The organism is Cupriavidus sp. FW305-46 (assembly GCF_058787075.1).
Genome location: NZ_JBYSZI010000094.1, coordinates 1 through 16,577 on the forward strand (window position 1 = coordinate 1; position 16,577 = coordinate 16,577).

General features: G+C 67.7%; 14 protein-coding genes. 2 read left to right on the forward strand and 12 right to left on the reverse strand.

Features of this window, described 5'->3' with window-relative positions; genetic code table 11:
* Window positions 1–237 precede the first annotated feature (237 nt).
* The 11 genes from eno to edd all read right to left on the reverse strand — a co-directional run bounded on the left by eno (window position 238) and on the right by edd (window position 12,717).
* Window positions 238–1,527 (reverse strand): phosphopyruvate hydratase, encoded by a 1,290-nt coding sequence (gene eno / locus AC3WON_RS29175; RefSeq protein ID WP_492353300.1) that lies wholly within the window; start codon window positions 1,525–1,527, stop codon window positions 238–240.
* Window positions 1,528–1,615: 88 nt separating this feature from the next.
* The gene (locus AC3WON_RS29180; protein ID WP_492320834.1) at window positions 1,616–1,909 is read right to left on the reverse strand and encodes a DUF1330 domain-containing protein; all 294 of its coding nucleotides are present in this window, start codon (window positions 1,907–1,909) and stop codon (window positions 1,616–1,618) included.
* Between the two features lie 82 nt (window positions 1,910–1,991).
* On the reverse strand, window positions 1,992–2,861 hold the full coding sequence (gene kdsA, locus AC3WON_RS29185; protein ID WP_492320835.1) for a 3-deoxy-8-phosphooctulonate synthase: 870 nt from the start codon (window positions 2,859–2,861) through the stop codon (window positions 1,992–1,994).
* A 28-nt stretch (window positions 2,862–2,889) separates the two neighbouring features.
* Entirely contained in the window at window positions 2,890–4,542 is a 1,653-nt protein-coding gene (pyrG, locus tag AC3WON_RS29190; RefSeq protein ID WP_492320836.1) for a CTP synthase, read from the reverse strand.
* Between the two features lie 139 nt (window positions 4,543–4,681).
* Window positions 4,682–5,488, reverse strand: coding sequence for an alpha/beta fold hydrolase (locus AC3WON_RS29195; RefSeq protein ID WP_010809000.1), 807 nt, complete (start codon window positions 5,486–5,488; stop codon window positions 4,682–4,684).
* A 22-nt stretch (window positions 5,489–5,510) separates the two neighbouring features.
* Window positions 5,511–6,332 (reverse strand): proteasome-type protease, encoded by an 822-nt coding sequence (locus tag AC3WON_RS29200; RefSeq protein ID WP_492320837.1) that lies wholly within the window; start codon window positions 6,330–6,332, stop codon window positions 5,511–5,513.
* 115 nt (window positions 6,333–6,447) lie between these two features.
* The gene (locus tag AC3WON_RS29205) at window positions 6,448–7,287 is read right to left on the reverse strand and encodes a transglutaminase family protein (protein ID WP_492320838.1); all 840 of its coding nucleotides are present in this window, start codon (window positions 7,285–7,287) and stop codon (window positions 6,448–6,450) included.
* Window positions 7,288–7,334: 47 nt separating this feature from the next.
* Window positions 7,335–8,288: an alpha-E domain-containing protein gene (locus AC3WON_RS29210; RefSeq protein WP_010809003.1), complete on the reverse strand. Its 954-nt coding sequence runs from the start codon at window positions 8,286–8,288 to the stop codon at window positions 7,335–7,337.
* A 67-nt stretch (window positions 8,289–8,355) separates the two neighbouring features.
* Entirely contained in the window at window positions 8,356–9,831 is a 1,476-nt protein-coding gene (locus AC3WON_RS29215) for a circularly permuted type 2 ATP-grasp protein (protein ID WP_492320839.1), read from the reverse strand.
* Window positions 9,832–10,165: 334 nt separating this feature from the next.
* Window positions 10,166–10,672: a gluconokinase gene (locus AC3WON_RS29220; protein ID WP_492320900.1), complete on the reverse strand. Its 507-nt coding sequence runs from the start codon at window positions 10,670–10,672 to the stop codon at window positions 10,166–10,168.
* 149 nt (window positions 10,673–10,821) lie between these two features.
* A complete protein-coding gene (gene edd, locus AC3WON_RS29225; protein WP_492353301.1) occupies window positions 10,822–12,717 on the reverse strand; it encodes a phosphogluconate dehydratase in 1,896 nt (631 codons plus the stop codon).
* Here edd and AC3WON_RS29230 point away from each other — a divergent pair.
* Together AC3WON_RS29230 and AC3WON_RS29235 are read left to right on the forward strand one after the other, a co-directional pair.
* Window positions 12,716–12,928 (forward strand): hypothetical protein, encoded by a 213-nt coding sequence (locus AC3WON_RS29230; protein WP_492353302.1) that lies wholly within the window; start codon window positions 12,716–12,718, stop codon window positions 12,926–12,928. The genes edd and AC3WON_RS29230 overlap by 2 nt on opposite strands.
* Before the next feature lie 44 nt (window positions 12,929–12,972).
* Entirely contained in the window at window positions 12,973–13,920 is a 948-nt protein-coding gene (locus AC3WON_RS29235; protein WP_492320842.1) for a MurR/RpiR family transcriptional regulator, read from the forward strand.
* A gap of 12 nt (window positions 13,921–13,932) precedes the next feature.
* On the opposite strand, the gene AC3WON_RS29240 is transcribed toward AC3WON_RS29235, so the two are convergent.
* Complete coding sequence (locus AC3WON_RS29240; RefSeq protein WP_492320843.1) at window positions 13,933–16,347, reverse strand: DNA internalization-related competence protein ComEC/Rec2; 2,415 nt, start codon at window positions 16,345–16,347, stop codon at window positions 13,933–13,935.
* Between the last annotated feature and the right edge of the window lie 230 nt (window positions 16,348–16,577).

The window sequence follows — 16,577 nt, forward strand, 5'->3', positions numbered from 1 at the left end:
TTGCCCAGCCAGAGTGGGTACTGGATGGCAAGCAACAGCACGAACAACAGCAGCGAGATCAGGCGCATGAAAGATGGCGGACAGGAAATTCCGCACAATGATCTGCGAACTCAGCCTAGAAGGCAATTGCCAGGCAGATTTCGATACAAAAACGGCGGCGGCCAGGAAATCCCTGGCCGCCGCCATTCCATCCGCTTGCTGCCGCTCCCGTGCAAGCGGGAACGGCGGGGCAAGGTGTCAGCGCAGGTTGTAGAACGCGCCCTTGCCCGGGTAGCTGGCGATATCGCCCAGGTCTTCCTCGATGCGCAGCAGCTGGTTGTACTTGGCCATGCGGTCCGAGCGCGACAGCGAGCCGGTCTTGATCTGGCCGGCGTTGGTGCCCACGGCGATGTCGGCAATGGTGCTGTCTTCGGTTTCGCCCGAGCGGTGCGAGATCACGGCGGTGTAGCCGGCGCGCTTGGCCATCTCGATGGCAGCAAAGGTTTCGGTCAGCGTGCCGATCTGGTTGATCTTGATCAGGATCGAGTTGCCGATGCCCTTCTCGATGCCTTCCTTCAGGATCTTGGTGTTGGTGACGAACAGGTCGTCGCCCACCAGCTGCACGCGCTTGGCCAGCTTCTCGGTCAGCGTCTTCCAGCCGTCCCAGTCGCCTTCGGCCATGCCGTCCTCGATCGACACGATCGGGAACTTGTCGCACAGGCTGGCCAGGTAGTCGGCGAACTGGGTCGACGACAGCTTCAGGCCTTCGCCCTCCAGCTGGTACACGCCTTCGCCTTCGTGGTAGAACTCGCTGGCGGCGCAGTCCAGCGCCAGCAGCACGTCTTCACCGGCGCGGTAGCCGGCCTTCTCGATGGCCTGCACGATGGTGTTCAGGCATTCCTCGTTGGACGAGAAGTTCGGGGCGAAGCCGCCCTCGTCGCCCACCGCGGTGGACATGCCCTTGTCGGCCAGGATCTTCTTCAGCGCGTGGAAGATCTCGGCACCGCAACGCAGCGCTTCGCGGAAGCTGGTCTGCGACACCGGCATGACCATGAATTCCTGGATGTCCAGGCTGTTGTTGGCGTGCGCGCCGCCGTTGACGATGTTCATCATCGGCACCGGCAGCTGCATCGCGCCCGAACCGCCGAAGTAGCGGTACAGCGGCAGGCCGGCTTCTTCAGCGGCGGCCTTGGCCACGGCCATCGACACGGCCAGCATGGCGTTGGCGCCCAGGCGGCCCTTGTTCTCGGTGCCGTCGAGGTCGATCAGGGTGCGGTCCAGGAAGGCCTGCTCGGAGGCATCCAGGCCCATGATGGCTTCGGAGATTTCGGTGTTGATGTGCTCGACAGCCTTCAGCACGCCCTTGCCCAGGTAGCGGCTCTTGTCGCCGTCACGCAGCTCGATGGCTTCGCGCGAACCGGTCGACGCGCCCGACGGCACTGCCGCACGGCCCATCACGCCGGATTCCAGCAGCACGTCGCATTCGACGGTGGGGTTGCCGCGCGAGTCGAGAACCTCGCGACCGATGATATCTACGATTGCACTCATGAATTCCTCTCTGACTGTTGATTCTTGCTGCTGCTGATTACTTCAACCTGTGCCCGTGTCAGGCGCATGTCAAACTGCCCGACAACCCTCAGGCAGCGCCTTCCACCACGATCATGTTCATCTTTGCCGCGTGCTCGCGCGCCTTGCGGGCGGCGCGATAGGCTTCGCCGTCGTGGAACGACTTGGCGGCTTCATAGCTGGGGAATTTCAGCACCACGACGCGGGCCGGCGCCCACTCGCCTTCCAGCGGCTCGGTCTTGCCGCCGCGCACGAGTACCTCGGCGCCATGGATCTGCATGGCCTTGCTCGAGAGCACCTTGTATTCCTCGTACTGCTGGGGGTCGGTCACGTCGACGTAGGCGATGATAAAGCCCGCGGCCATGGAGAATCTCCCGATTTTTTGTATTGTCTTTCGATATGGTTTGTCACCACCGGCATTGCGGTGGTGACAAAACCGGGCCGGCTCAGGCGCAGGCCGGCCAGCCGAAGTTGTCTTCCAGGAAGCCGGCGCGCTTGACCAGCGTGTCCAGGTCCTTGAGCACGGCCAGCAGTTCCTTCATGCGCGACAGCGGCACCGCGTTGGGGCCATCGGACATGGCCTTGCTCGGGTCCGGGTGCGTTTCCATGAACAGGCCCGCGATGCCGGTGGCGACGGCGGCGCGCGACAGCACCGGCACGAACTCGCGCTGGCCGCCCGAGCTGGTGCCCTGGCCGCCCGGCAGCTGCACCGAGTGGGTGGCGTCGAACACCACCGGGGCACCGGTCTCGCGCATGATCGCCAGCGAGCGCATGTCGGACACAAGATTGTTGTAGCCGAACGAGACACCACGCTCGCAGGCCATGAAGACATCGTCAGGCAGACCGGCTTCGCGCGCGGCGTCGCGCGCCTTGTCGATCACGTTCTTCATGTCGTGCGGCGCCAGGAACTGGCCCTTCTTGATATTCACCGGCTTGCCGCTCTGGGCGCAGGCACGGATGAAATCGGTCTGGCGGCACAGGAAGGCCGGCGTCTGCAGCACGTCGACCACGGCGGCGACGGGCTTGATCTCGTCGATCTCGTGGATGTCGGTCAGCACCGGCACGCCGATCTCGCGCTTGACCGTCGCCAGGATCTCCAGGCCCTTCTCCATCCCCAGGCCGCGGAACGACTTGCCCGAAGACCGGTTGGCCTTGTCGAACGACGACTTGTAGATGAACGGGATGCCCAGTTCAGCGGTGATCGCCTTGAGCTCGCCGGCCGTATCCAGCGCCATCTGCTCCGACTCGATCACGCACGGACCCGCGATCAGGAAGAACGGCTGGTCGAGGCCGGCCTCGAATCCACAGAGTTTCATGACTGTCTCTCCTGCTTGCCGCCGGGGCTTACGCGCCCTTGCGCTGCTGGCTGGCCAGCGCGGCTTCGACGTAGGCCTTGAACAGCGGGTGGCCGTCGCGCGGCGTCGAGGTGAATTCCGGGTGGAACTGCACGCCGACGAACCAAGGGTGCATCGACTCGGGCAGCTCCATCATTTCCGGCAGGTTCTCGGTCGGCGTGCGCGCCGAGATCACCATGCCGGCCTTTTCCAGCGTCGGCACGTAGTGGTTGTTGACCTCGTAGCGGTGACGGTGGCGTTCGTTGACCTCGGCACCGTAGATCGTCGCGGCCTTGGTGCCTTCCTTGACCGGCACGCGCTGGGCGCCCAGGCGCATGGTGCCGCCCAGGTCGGAATCGGCCGAGCGCTGCTCGACCTTGCCTTCGCGGTCGACCCACTCGGTGATCAGCGCGACCACGGGGTGTTCGGTTTCCAGGTTGAACTCGGTCGAGTTGGCATCGGTCATGCCGGCCAGGTGGCGGGCAAACTCGATCACGGCCAGCTGCATGCCCAGGCAGATGCCCAGGTACGGGATCTTGTTCTCGCGGGCGTACTGGATCGCGCGGATCTTGCCTTCCGTGCCGCGCTTGCCGAAGCCGCCCGGCACCAGGATGGCGTCGAGGGGGGCCAGCACTTCGAGGTGGCCCGATTCCAGTTCCTCGGAATCGATGTACTCGATGTTGACGCGCGTGGCGGTGTGCATGCCGGCGTGGCGCAGCGCCTCGATCAGCGACTTGTACGACTCGGTCAGGTCGACGTACTTGCCGACCATGCCGATGGTGATCTCGTGCTCGGGATTTTCCTGGGCATTGACCAGCTTCTGCCACATCGACAGGTCGGCCGGCTTGGGATCCAGGCGCAGCTCCTCGCAGATCAGACGGTCCAGGCCCTGCTCGTTGAGCATCTGCGGGATCTTGTAGATGCTGTCCGCATCCCACACCGAAATCACGGCGTCTTGCGGGATATTGGCGAACAGCGAAATCTTGGCGCGCTCGTCGTCAGGGATCGGGCGGTCGGCGCGGCACAGCAGCGCGGTCGGCGAGATGCCGATTTCGCGCAGCTTCTGCACCGAGTGCTGGGTCGGCTTGGTCTTGAGCTCGCCGGCGCTGGCAATGAACGGCACCAGCGTCAGGTGCACGAAGGCGCAGTGGTTGCGGCCCATGCGCAGGCTCATCTGGCGCGCGGCTTCCAGGAACGGCAGCGATTCGATGTCACCCACGGTGCCGCCGATTTCGACCAGCGCCACGTCGGCCTTGCCGTCGTGCGACGCCGCGGCGCCCTTCTCGACGAAAGCCTGGATCTCGTTGGTGATATGCGGGATCACCTGCACGGTCTTGCCCAGGTATTCGCCGCGGCGCTCCTTGCGGATCACCGATTCGTAGATCTGGCCGGTGGTGAAGTTGTTCGACTTGCGCATCTTGGCCGAGACGAAACGCTCGTAGTGGCCGAGATCCAGGTCGGTTTCAGCACCGTCTTCCGTGACAAACACCTCGCCATGCTGGAAAGGGCTCATCGTGCCGGGATCGACGTTGATGTAGGGATCTAGCTTGAGGAGGGTGACTTTGAGGCCGCGCGACTCAAGAATGGCCGCGAGCGAGGCAGCAGCGATGCCCTTGCCGAGAGAAGAGACGACGCCACCGGTGACGAAGACGAATTTGGTCATAAACCGAGCTTGCCGGGGAAATCGGGATTATACATGAGAGCCCGATTCCCGCCGACCCGGAAATTGTGACAGCCCCCCTCCTCGGCGGGGCTGCAACAGGCTTTCCCGGTGCGTTGCGGCGCATGCGCCGCACCCCGCCTCAGCGCCCCTCGCGGCGCATCGCGCCGATCAGGTCGCGCACCAGCTGCGCCGTCTCCTGCGGCCGCTCCATCGGGTACAGGTGGCCGCCCTCGATAAAGCGCAGGTTCGGGCCGACCAGCTTGCGGGTGGCACCCAGCCCGCACTGGCGCACCTCGCGCGAACGCGTGCCGGCGACAAAGCCGACCGGCACCGGAGCGCCGCGCGCCACCTTGCGCCCCAGGCTGGTCGGCAGCGTGCGGTAGATCCAGTATTCGACCTCGCGGTCAAAGCGCAGCCGCCGCTCGTTGTCCTTGCCGGTCGGCTCGGTGCCGTGGATGGCGTAGTCGCGCAGCACCTCCTGGTCCCACACCGCGAAGTTGGGCTTGGCGCGGAAGTGTTCCCAGACCGCCTCGGCGTCCGGCCAGTGGGTGCGCCGGTTTTTGGTCACCGCCGCCGGGCCGGGCTTTTCGTCCATGCCGAACATCTGGGCGGTCTTCAGCAGCGACGCGCGCCAGCCGGCAATGATCGGCGAATCCAGCATCACCACGCCGCGCACGCGCTCCGGGCGCCGCAGCGCCGCCATCAGCGACAGGAAGCCGCCCAGCGAATGGCCCACCAGCCACACCGGCTCGTGGTACTGGCGGTCGATCTCACCGAGCAGCTCCTCCACCAGGTGCGGCCAGCCGCGCGTCACCGGGAATTCAGGCTTGTGCCCGTAGCGGTCCACGGCGCGGAATTCGAAGTCGCCGTCCAGTTCGCCGAACAGCTTGCGGTAGGTGGTCACCGGAAAGCCGTTGGCATGCGAAAAATGAATGATCTCGCGCATCGCTTGTTTCCTCGCCCGGCCCTCAGTCCTGGGTACGCGACGGATTGCGCTTGGCGCGCACCGGCTGGCCCCAGCGGTCGGCCTCGCCGGGACGCGCCAGCGAGAATTCGGCGGGCGCGCCGGGATCCCACTCGGGATTGTGGATCTCGCCGAAGACCTGGCGCAGGCGCTGCCCCCAGGTGTCGCGGATCATGCGGAAGTAGGCGTTGCGCTCGTCGATGTTGACGAAGCGCGTCACGCACAGCGTATCGGCCTCATAGACCAGCAGGTCCAGCGGCAGGCCGACCGAGATATTCGACTTGAGCGTCGAATCCATTGAGATCAGCGCGCATTTGGCCGCCTCGGCCAGCGGCAGCGACGGGTGCACCACGCGGTCGACGATGGGCTTGCCGTACTTGGCCTCGCCGATCTGGAAGTAGCAGTTCTCGGGCGTGGCCTCGACAAAATTGCCGGCCGCGTAGATGTTGAACAGCCGCACGCGTTCACCGCGCACCTGGCCGCCGAAGATCAGGCTGACATTGAATTCGATGCCGGCATCGCGCAGCGCATGCGCATCGCGCTTGTGCACCTGGCGCACCGCCTCGCCGACGATGGAAGCGGCCTCGAACATGTCGCGCGCGGTCCACAGCGAGCGCTTCTCGTCATGGTTCTCGGCCAGGATCTGGCGCACCGACTGGCTGATCGCCAGGTTGCCGGCGGTCATCAGCACCATCACGCGGTCGCCGGGCTCTTCGAACACCGTCATCTTGCGCGACGTGGAGATGGCATCTACCCCCGCATTGGTGCGGGAATCGGACAGGAATACCAGGCCGGCATCCAGCCGCATGGCTACACAGTAAGTCATGGTCTTGTTTTGGTGTGCTTTGCGGCGGCCGGAAGTGGCCAGCCGATGGCCTGCATACCCCGGATTCTAGCGCCGGTATCGCGGCACAGCCCCCTGTCTGGAATCAGGCACCTAATCAGGTAAAAAGCGGCGTGATACTCACATTGACTTCAAGCGTCTCGCCGGAACCCCCTTCCAGGATGCCCCTGACTGGTGCAGCCGACGCATAATCGCGCCCCACCGCGAGGCGTATATGACGCTCGTCGGTCAGGCAGCCGTGGGTGATGTCGACGCTGCACCAAACCTCGCGCGCCGGGTCCAGGCATACGTCGGCCCAGGCATGGCTGGCCATCTCGATCGCGGCCGGATCGTAGAAGTATCCGCTCACATAGCGTGCCGGGATACCGAGCGCCCGGCACGCCGCCACCATCACCTGCGCCTGGTCCTGGCACACGCCGCTGCCCAGGCTGAAGGCTTCGGCCGCCGAGGTGCCGACGTCGGTGGTGTTGGGCTTGTAGCGCACCCGCTCCGCAATTCCCTGGGCCAGCGCCAGCAGCGCCGGAATCTCGTGCCCGGCCGCCAGGAACGGTGCGGCAAACGCCTGCATCTCCGGCGGTGCCGAGGTCAGTGGCGTGCTGCCGAGGAAGTACAGCGGCGACACCCGGGATTCGCCGGGGGGCGGAGCGTCGCAGAACGCATGGTGGCCGTCCCGGTCGAGGTCGCCATGCGGCGGCAGCACTTCCACCTCGCCGCTGGCTTCGATCGAAATGGTGCCGGTCGGTCCGGCCACCGTGAAGTTGTGCACGATATTGCCGAAGCCGTCGCGCGCCGCCGACGGATTGCCAGGCGCGACCAGTTGCCAGCGGTGCACCGTCTGCAGCGGGCCCGAACGCGGCTCGAGCCGCACTTCGTGCACGCTGCGGCGCACCGGCTCGGCGTAGCGGTAAACAGTATGGTGGTGGATCTTGTATTTCACGGTATCAGGGCGCGGCGGCGGCACATGGAGCCTGCCGGCGGCCCATTTCAGGCAGCCAGCAGCGGCACGAGGAAGTCCCGGCTGATGCCATTGCCGAGATCGCCGATGCGCTCCAGGAAGCTGGTCAGGTACGCGTGCAGGCCGACCGCGAAAATATCGTCGATGCGCGCGTACTTCAGGTCGGCGTGGAGTTTACCAGCCTGGCGCTCGGTTTCCGCTGATTGCTGGTTGCGCACCGTATGCAGGATGGCCACCACCTCGTCCATGCTCGACACCAGCGAGCGCGGCATGTCGGGCCGCAGGATCAGCAGCTCGGCCACGCGCTGCGGCGTAATGACCGCGCGATAGACCTTGCGGTAGACCTCGAAGCCCGATACCGAGCGCAGCACCGCGGCCCAGTGATAGAAATCGTTCTGGTCGCGGTTGGCATCGCTCTCGTCGCTGCCCGATGCCTGGAACTTGACGTCGAGGATCCGCGCGGTGTTGTCGGCGCGCTCCAGGAATGTGCCCAGCCGCATGAAGTGGAAGGCATCGTCCTTGAGCATGGTGCCGAACTGGACCCCGCGCGCCAGGTGCGAGCGGAACTTGACCCATTCAAAGAACGCCGACGGGTCTTCCTTCAGCACGCCGTCGGCGATCAGGCGCTGCACCTCCAGCCAGGTGGTGTTGACGGTCTCCCAGACCTCGGTGGTCAGCGAGCCGCGCACCGCGCGCGCGTTCTCGCGCGCCGCGCGCAGGCAGCTCATGATGGACGAGGCGTTGGTCATGTCGCGCACCATGAAGTCGATCACATCGTCGCGCGACAGCAGTCCGTACTTGTGGTCGAAGACGTCGGTCAGCTCGGAGATATCGAGCATGGCCCACCAGCCCTGCTCGGCCACCTCGGCCGATTGCGGCAGGAGCGAGGTCTGGTAGTTGACGTCGAGCATGCGCGCAGTGTTCTCCGCGCGCTCGGTGTAGCGGGCCATCCAGAACAGGTGGTCGGCGGTGCGGCTCAGCATGTGGGCTCTCCTGGCGTGGCGGCGGTCGCCATGGCGGTCGTTGCGGCGGTCATCACGTGGTTCGCGTTCATCGTTCCAGCACCCAGGTGTCCTTGGTGCCGCCCCCTTGCGAGGAATTCACCACCAGCGAGCCTTCGCGCAGCGCCACGCGGGTCAGCCCGCCTGGCACCATGCGCACCTCCTTGCCCGACAGCACGAACGGGCGCAGGTCGATATGGCGCGGCGCGATGCCCGACTCCACATAGGTCGGGCAGGTCGACAGCGCCAGCGTCGGCTGCGCGATGTACTGCTCCGGGCGCGCCTTCACCACTTCGCGGAAGGCATCGATCTCGGCCCGCGTGGCGGCCGGGCCGACCAGCATGCCGTAGCCGCCGGCGCCGTGGGTCTCCTTGACCACCAGTTCTTCCATATGGTCCAGCACGTACTGCAGGTCGTCCGGGCGCCGGCACATATAGGTCGGCACGTTGCTGAGGATGGCCTCTTCGCCCAGGTAGAAGCGGATCATGTCGGGCACGTACGGATAGATCGACTTGTCGTCGGCCACGCCCGTGCCGATGGCGTTGCAGATGGTCACGTTGCCGGCGCGGTAGACCGACAGCAGGCCGGCCGCGCCCAGCGAGGAGTCGTGGCGGAACACCAGCGGGTCGAGGAAGTCGTCGTCGACGCGGCGGTAGATCACGTCGACGCGCTGCGGGCCCTGCGTGGTGCGCATGAACAGGTGGTCGTCCTCGACGAAGAGATCGCTGCCTTCGACCAGTTCCACGCCCATCTGCTGCGCCAGGAAGGCATGCTCGAAGTAGGCCGAGTTGTACATGCCCGGCGTCAGCACCACCACGGTGGGATCGGCAATGGCCTGCGGCGACACCCCGCGCAGCATGTCGAGCAACAGGTCAGGATAGTGGGCCACCGGCGCCACGCGGTTGCGCGCGAACAGGTCCGGGAACAACCGCATCATCATCTTGCGGTTTTCCAGCATGTACGACACCCCCGAGGGCACGCGCAGGTTGTCTTCCAGCACGTAGAACTCGCCCTCGCCGGCGCGCACCACATCGATGCCGGCCACGTGCGCATAGATGTCGTGCGGCACGTTGACGCCTAGCATCTCGGGCCGGTACTGGGCGTTGTTGTAGATCTGGTCGGGCGGGATCACGCCGGCGCGGATGATGTCCTGGCCGTGGTAGATATCGTGGACAAAGCGGTTGAGCGCGGCCACGCGCTGGCGCAGCCCTTTTTCCAGCAGCGCCCATTCGCTGGCCGGGAAGATGCGCGGGATCACGTCGAACGGAATGGTGCGTTCGGTGCCGCTGTTGGCTTCATCCTTGTCGCCGTAGACGGCAAAGGTAATGCCCACGCGCCGGAAGATCAGGTCGGCCTCGGCGCGCTTGTTGCCCATCGTGCCTTCAGACTGCCGCGCCAGCCAGTCAGCGAAATGCCGGTAATGCGCGCGCACCGCGCCTTCAGGCAATGCCTGCCCCGCCTGGATAACCCATTGCGCCCTGTCCGTGCGCCAGTCCAGCATCTCGTCGAAATACCGCCCCGCCATGATGGCCGTTCCTCCATGTCGCGGGCTTCCGGTGCTACCGCTTCACTGCGACTTCGGGGTCGCTACCGGCTGCCCTGGTTTTGCCCTGGCTTTCCTGTCCCCAGCCCGCCGCGCCTGCCCGTTCGGGACGCTCACGGCGATACTGTCGAGTCACTGGCCCTTTCAGCATACCCGTACCGGCGAAACCCGCAAGCTGGCGGGTGCCGGCCGGCACGGAAAGTGAACTAGCAAGATGTCTGCCAGCGCACGCAAAAACGGCCGCCAGCCAGGCTGGCGGCCGCTTGCGGGCTGCACGGGCACGGGGCCGGCCGGAACGGTCGGCGAGGTCAGCAGGTCAGCGCGCCGCGGCGGCGCCCTGCGGCACCGTGGCCTGCAGGATGGTGGCGACCAGCGCCTCGGGCGACTGGCGGATGTCGAGCACCAGCGCGTCGCTGGGCTCTTCCAGCGTATCGAACTGGCTTTGCAGCAGGTCGGGGTTGAAGAAGTGTTCCGTGCGCGCGGACAGGCGCGTGCCGATCAGCGATGCATCGCCCTTCATGAAGACGAAGGTCACGCCGCCGTCGGGCGGGGTCAGCCGGTCGCGGTAGGCCTGGCGCAGTGCCGAGCAGGTGAACACATGGGTGCGGCCTTCGGCCCGGGCCGCGTCGATGGCTGCGCGCATGGCCGCCAGCCACGGCCAGCGGTCTTCGTCGGTCAGCGGGACGCCGGCGTGCATCTTGGCCTTGTTGGCGTCGCTGTGGAATGCATCGGCGTCATGGAAGCCGCAGCCCAGTCGCTGCGCCAGCAACTGGCCGACCGTGGTCTTGCCGCTGCCGGAAACGCCCATCAGGATATAGATCATGTCTGCTCCGTCGGTCTTGGTATCGGATGGTGTCGCCATCCTTGTCTGTCCTTGTCGGTCCAGCTGGACGTCCTTGCGGCGGCGCAAAGACGCCCGGGGGCGCTGCCGCCCCGCAGGGAACTTCAGGGGAAAATCGGCCTCAGGCCTGGCTATTGTGCGACGGTTTGCGCCGCTGCGGTACGTTGGCGCCCGCCTGCGCCGGCCCCGGCATCCGCCTCGGACAGGTCAAGTGCGCTGCCGCCCTCTTCCGCGATGCGCGCGTGGCGCCGGAACAGGCCGAACAGGCCGCGCCCCAGGCTGAATTGCGCGAAATCGTCGTCCGGCGCCGCAGCCAGCTCGCGCGCCGCGAATTCGCCTTCGTCGCCCAGCCACTGCAGCGTGCCGGCAACGGCATCGACACGGATGCGGTCGCCGTCGCGCACGCGCGCGAGCGCGCCGCCGGCCAGCGCCTCGGGGCCGACGTGGATCACCGCCGGCACCTTGCCCGACGCGCCGGACATGCGGCCGTCGGTCACCAGCGCCACCTTGTGGCCGGCGTCCTGCAGCGCGCCCAGCACCGGGGTCAGGCGGTGCAGCTCGGGCATGCCGTTGGCATTCGGCCCCTGGAAACGCACGACCGCGACCAGGTCGCCGGTCAGCTCGCCCGCATCGAAGGCCGCCTGCAGCGCCTCTTGCGCATCGAACACCCGCACCGGGGCTTCGACCACGCGGTGCTCCGGCGCCACCGCCGAGACCTTGATCACGCCGCGGCCCAGGTTGCCCTGCATCAGCCGCAGCCCGCCCTCGGCCGAGAAAGGCTCCGCGGCCGTCGCCAGCACCTGTGCGTCGCCGCTGTGCGCCGCGCCGTCGCGCCAGCGCAGCACGCCGTCGGTCATCACCGGTTCCTGCGCATAGCGGGCCAGCCCGGGGCCGGCCACGGTCTGCACGTCCTCGTGCAGCAGGCCGGCCTGCAGCAGTTCGCGGATGACGAAACCGGCGCCGCCCGCGGCATGGAAGTGGTTCACATCGGCCGAGCCATTCGGGTAGACGCGCGCCAGCAGCGGCGTGATGCGCGACAGCAGGTCGAAATCGTTCCAGTCGATGACGATGCCCGCGGCGCGCGCCATCGCCACCAGGTGGATGGTGTGGTTGGTGGAGCCGCCGGTCGCCAGCAGGCCGACCATGGCGTTGGCAATGGCGCGTTCGTCAACAATGCGCGCCAGCGGCAGGTATTCGTCGCCGCGCGCGCGCAGGGCGATCGCGCGTTGCGCGGCCGCCGCGGTCAGCGCATCGCGCAGGCCGCTGTCCGGGTGCACGAAGGCCGCGCCCGGCAGGTGCAGGCCCATGATTTCCATCAGGAACTGGTTGCTGTTGGCGGTGCCGTAGAAGGTGCAGGTGCCGGCGCCGTGGTAGGCCTGGCATTCGGCTTCGAGCAGCGCGTCGCGCCCGACCTGGCCGGTGGCGTAGAGCTGGCGCACGCGCGCCTTCTCCTTGTTGGGCAGCCCGCTGGCCATCGGGCCCGCCGGCACGAACACCATCGGCAGGTGGCCGAACTGCAGCGCGCCCATCAGCAGGCCGGGCACGATCTTGTCGCACACGCCCAGCATCAGCGCCGCATCAAAGGTGTTGTGCGACAGCGCCACCGCGGTGCCCATCGCAATCGCATCGCGCGAGAACAGCGACAGCTCCATGCCCGGGTTGCCCTGCGTGATGCCGTCGCACATCGCCGGCACGCCGCCCGCCACCTGCGCCACCGCGTCCACCGCGCGCGCGGCCTCGCGGATCACGGCGGGGTAGCGCTCGTACGGCTGGTGCGCCGACAGCATGTCGTTGTACGCGGTGACGATGCCCAGGTTGGGAGCATGGTCGACGCGCAGCTTCAGCTTGTCGTTGGCCGGCAGTGCGGCAAAGCCGTGCGCCAGGTTGGCGCAGGACATGCCGCGCAGCGGCCCCAGTTCAGCCTGGGCGCGCTCGCAGCGGGCAAGGTAGGCGGCGCGGCTGGCGCGGCTGCGCGAAACGATGCGCTCGGTGACGGCAAGAAGCTCGGCATGGACGGCAGAAGGCATGGCGGAGACGTTCCTTGTGGGCTTGGTGGCGGCGCGGCAATACCGCGCCATCGATTGTAGATTTTCTACAGATCACCGCCATTATACCGAGCGCGAGCACGCCGTCGACCCGCTCATGCATCACAATTGCGCAGAAATTCCCGGAATCATGGCAAACCCCGAGGGCGGACGACGCACCATTTCGGGCAAGATGCGGCGCCATCCGATGTAGAATCTCTACATATCCGCAACCCCAGACACTGCCTCCCTGCCGCCATGCGCGACCGAATCCTAGCCGTCTACGACACGCTCCGCCCTTCTGAACGCCGCCTGGCCGACTATGTCGCCCGGCATGGCGCCGCCGTGATCCGGCTGTCGATGCCCGAGCTGGCCGAGCGCGCCGGCGTGTCGCAGCCCACCATCGCGCGCTTCTGCGCGGCGCTGGGCTACGACGGCTTCCGCGAATTCAAGCTGCAGTTCGCGCAGAACGTCGGCGGCGGCACACCCTTCGTGCACCAGGATGTCGCGGCCGACGACCGCCCCGCGGACATCGCCGGCAAGGTCTTCGACCGCACCATTGCCACGCTGATGAGCGTGCGCAACGCGCTGTCGGCCGACCAGATCGAGCATGGCATCCAGCTGCTCGCCGGCGCGCGCCGTATCGAGTTCTACGGCTGCGGCAACTCCGGCATCGTCGCGCTGGACATCCAGCACAAGTTCTTCCGCCTGGGCATGCCGACGGTTGCGTATTCCGACCCGCACGTATTCAGCATGTCGGCCGCGCTGCTCGCCCGTGGCGACGTGGCCGTGCTGGTCTCCAACAGCGGCCGCACCTGGGACATGCTGACCGCTGCCACGCTTGCGCGCAGCAGCGGCGCCAGCGTGCTCGCGATCACCCATAGCGGCTCGCCGCTGGCGCGGCTGGCCGACGTCTGCGTGTTCTCCGACGTCGAGGAAGACAGCGAGGTCTACACGCCGATGACCTCGCGCATCAGCCACCTGGTGCTGGGCGACGTCCTGGCCGCAGGCGTGGCGCTGGCGCGCGCCGACACCGTCGCGCCGCGCCTGCAGCGCGCCAAGGCGCATCTGCGCGAACGGCGCATCGCCGGTGCCGAGCCGGCCCGGCCAGTACCGCCGGCACGAAACCGCGCCAGGCCCGTCGTGGCCGAGCCAGCCCCGCCCGCGCCGCCCGCCACCCGCACGCGCCGCCGCAAGGCCAGCTGACTCGATAGTGTTCTAACGCGGCGCCGGCGGTCGCGCCCGCCAGTAGCGCGGCTGCGCCTGCCGGAACATCGACAAGGCAAAGCCCCCGGGCGCAGTGTCCATGGTCACCGCGCCGGTTTCATCGGTCCGGTAGCGCAGGACGCCCGCGCGGCCGTAGCGCTCCCACACCTCGCCGCTCGGGTGGCGATAGCGGTTGGCATAACCCAGCTGGAACACCGCCGCCGACGGGCGCACCGCCTCCAGCCAGGCTGCGCCGGACGAGGTGCCGCTGCCATGGTGGGCCACCACCAGCACGTCGGCACGCAGCGCCTCGGCCGGCAACCTGTCGATCAACGCAAGCTCCTGCGCCACGCCGATATCGCCGGTCAGGAGCAGGCTGTGCGCCGCCGCATCCACGCGCAGCACGCAGCTGCGCGCATTGCTGGCAATGGCGGCCTGCTGCGCCTGCTCCGCGAGCGGATGCAGCACGGTAAAGCGCACGCCGTCCCACTCCCATTGCTGGCCCGCCGCGCATGGCGGCCAGTCATTGGCCGCCGACCCAAGCAGGACGTGACCGGCAGGCGCGCCGGTGCTGCGCGCGGCCACCGCCACCGCCGCCGCGACGTCCGCCACGCCGCCGGCATGATCGGTGTCTTCATGGCTGACCATCAGGTGGTCGAGCCGGCCGATCCCCTCGCCCCGCAGTAATGGCACCACCACCTGCGCACCGGCGCTGGATCCCGACCCATAGGCCGGCCCGGCGTCATACAGCAGCGCATGCGCGCGCGTCCGCACCAGCACCGCCGTGCCCTGCCCCACGTCCAGCATCACGGCGCGGAACTCGCCGTGCGCAACCGGTGGGCCGCGCGCCAGCAGCATCGGCAGCATCAGCAGCCCGCCATGCAGGCGCACGCGCGCGGAAGCGACCGGCGCGACCAGCAACCCGACCCCGAGCGCGGCCAGCACCAGCGCCAGGGGCCCCGCGCTGGCCGCTTCCCACATCGCCCATGGCAGCGCGGAAAGCCAGCCCAGCACCGCGGCCAGCGCCACCATGGCCTGGTGGGCCACCGCCAGCACCGGCCCGGCCAGCGCCATCGGCAAGGCCGCGCCGAGCAGTGCCAGCGGCGTCACCAGCAAGCTGACGAGCGGGATCGCCACCGCATTGGCCAACGGCGACACCACCGATACCTGGCCGAACAGCAGCAACGTCAGCGGCACCAGCCCGATGGTCACGGCCCACTGCGTGCGCACCGCGGCGGCGAGCGCGGACCGCAGGCGTTGCCAGTGCCCTTGCGCCGAAGCATCGCGGCCGACGCGGGCCGCGAAGAAGATCACCGCCACCGCGCCGAAGGACAGCCAGAAGCCGGGCAACATCACCGCCCACGGATCCAGCAGCAATGCCACCAGCGCCGCCCAGGCCAGCACCACCGAGGCGGGCGGCGCACGCGCACCCCACACCGCAATGGCCGCCACGCAGAGCATGGCCACGGTGCGCAGCGCCGGGATCTGCATGCCGGCCAGCAGGCCGTAAGCCAGCGCACTGGCCACGGCCGCCACCAGCGCGGCCTGCCGGGCCGGCAGCCGCAGCGGTAACGGCCGGCGCAGCCAGCGGCCGAGTCCGAACGAATGGCGCCACAGCAGCCGGGCAAGCGACGCCGCCATGCCGGCGATCATGGTGATATGCAGCCCGGAGATCGCGACCAGATGGCTGACGCCGGTGCGCCGGAACAGTTGCCAGTCGTCCGCATCGATGCCGCGCTGGTCGCCGATGACCAGCGCGATCAGCACCGCGCCGAAGCGCGCATCGGCCGGCAGCGCCGCGCGCAGGTGAGCGCGCACGGCGGCGCGCCAGGCTTCTATCTGCCACGCCAGCCGCTCTCGTGATGCATCCTGGGACGAGCCCCGTGCACTGCGCACATAGCCGGTGGCGCCGTAGTCTTGCGCCAGCAGCCAGTAGGCATAGTCGAAGCCGAAAGGATTGGCCAGTCCGCGCGGACGCCGCAGGCGCAGGGTCAGCGCGAGGCGCTGCCCGGGACGCAGGTCCTGCGGCGCACCGCGCCAGTTGAGGATCACGCGGCGAGGCAGAGGCTGGCCCGCTTCACCCTGCTCAACAGTGAAAGCAAAACGCGTCCCGGTGGCGGCATCCGCCGGCAGCCCCGACACCACGCCGCGCACGTCGAGATCGCGTGCCTCCAGCGCAGCCGGCAGCCAGTCGCGCATGCGCAGTTCGGCCCGCCAGGCCGCCCAGCAGAAGGCGGCGCCGAACGCCAGCCCGGCAAGCGCCAGGCCATGCAGCACGACATGCAGGCGCCTGCCCCACAAGGCAATGCCGAGAGCCACCAATGCCAGCGCCACAGCACCGAGGTGCAGGCCATCCTGCGGCGGCAATGTTGACTGCTGCTGCAGCGTCCAGCATCCCGCGACGAAAGCCACCACGAACCAGCGCACCACAACTCTCCTGCGTGTTTTGCACAGAGAGGGTTGTACCGCCGCAGTGGGGCTGGAACCTTGTCAGGCTGTCAGGAGGAAGTGAAGTTATGTGACTGGCATCTGTGGATGCATGCCAGGGATTGGGAGGTAATGAGGTACTGCCAGCACCGGCCCCCTCCCCCGGCCCCTCTCCCGCTCGCGGGAGAGGGGAGCAAACCGCGGGCAATGTGAATGCGGGACCCGTTAAC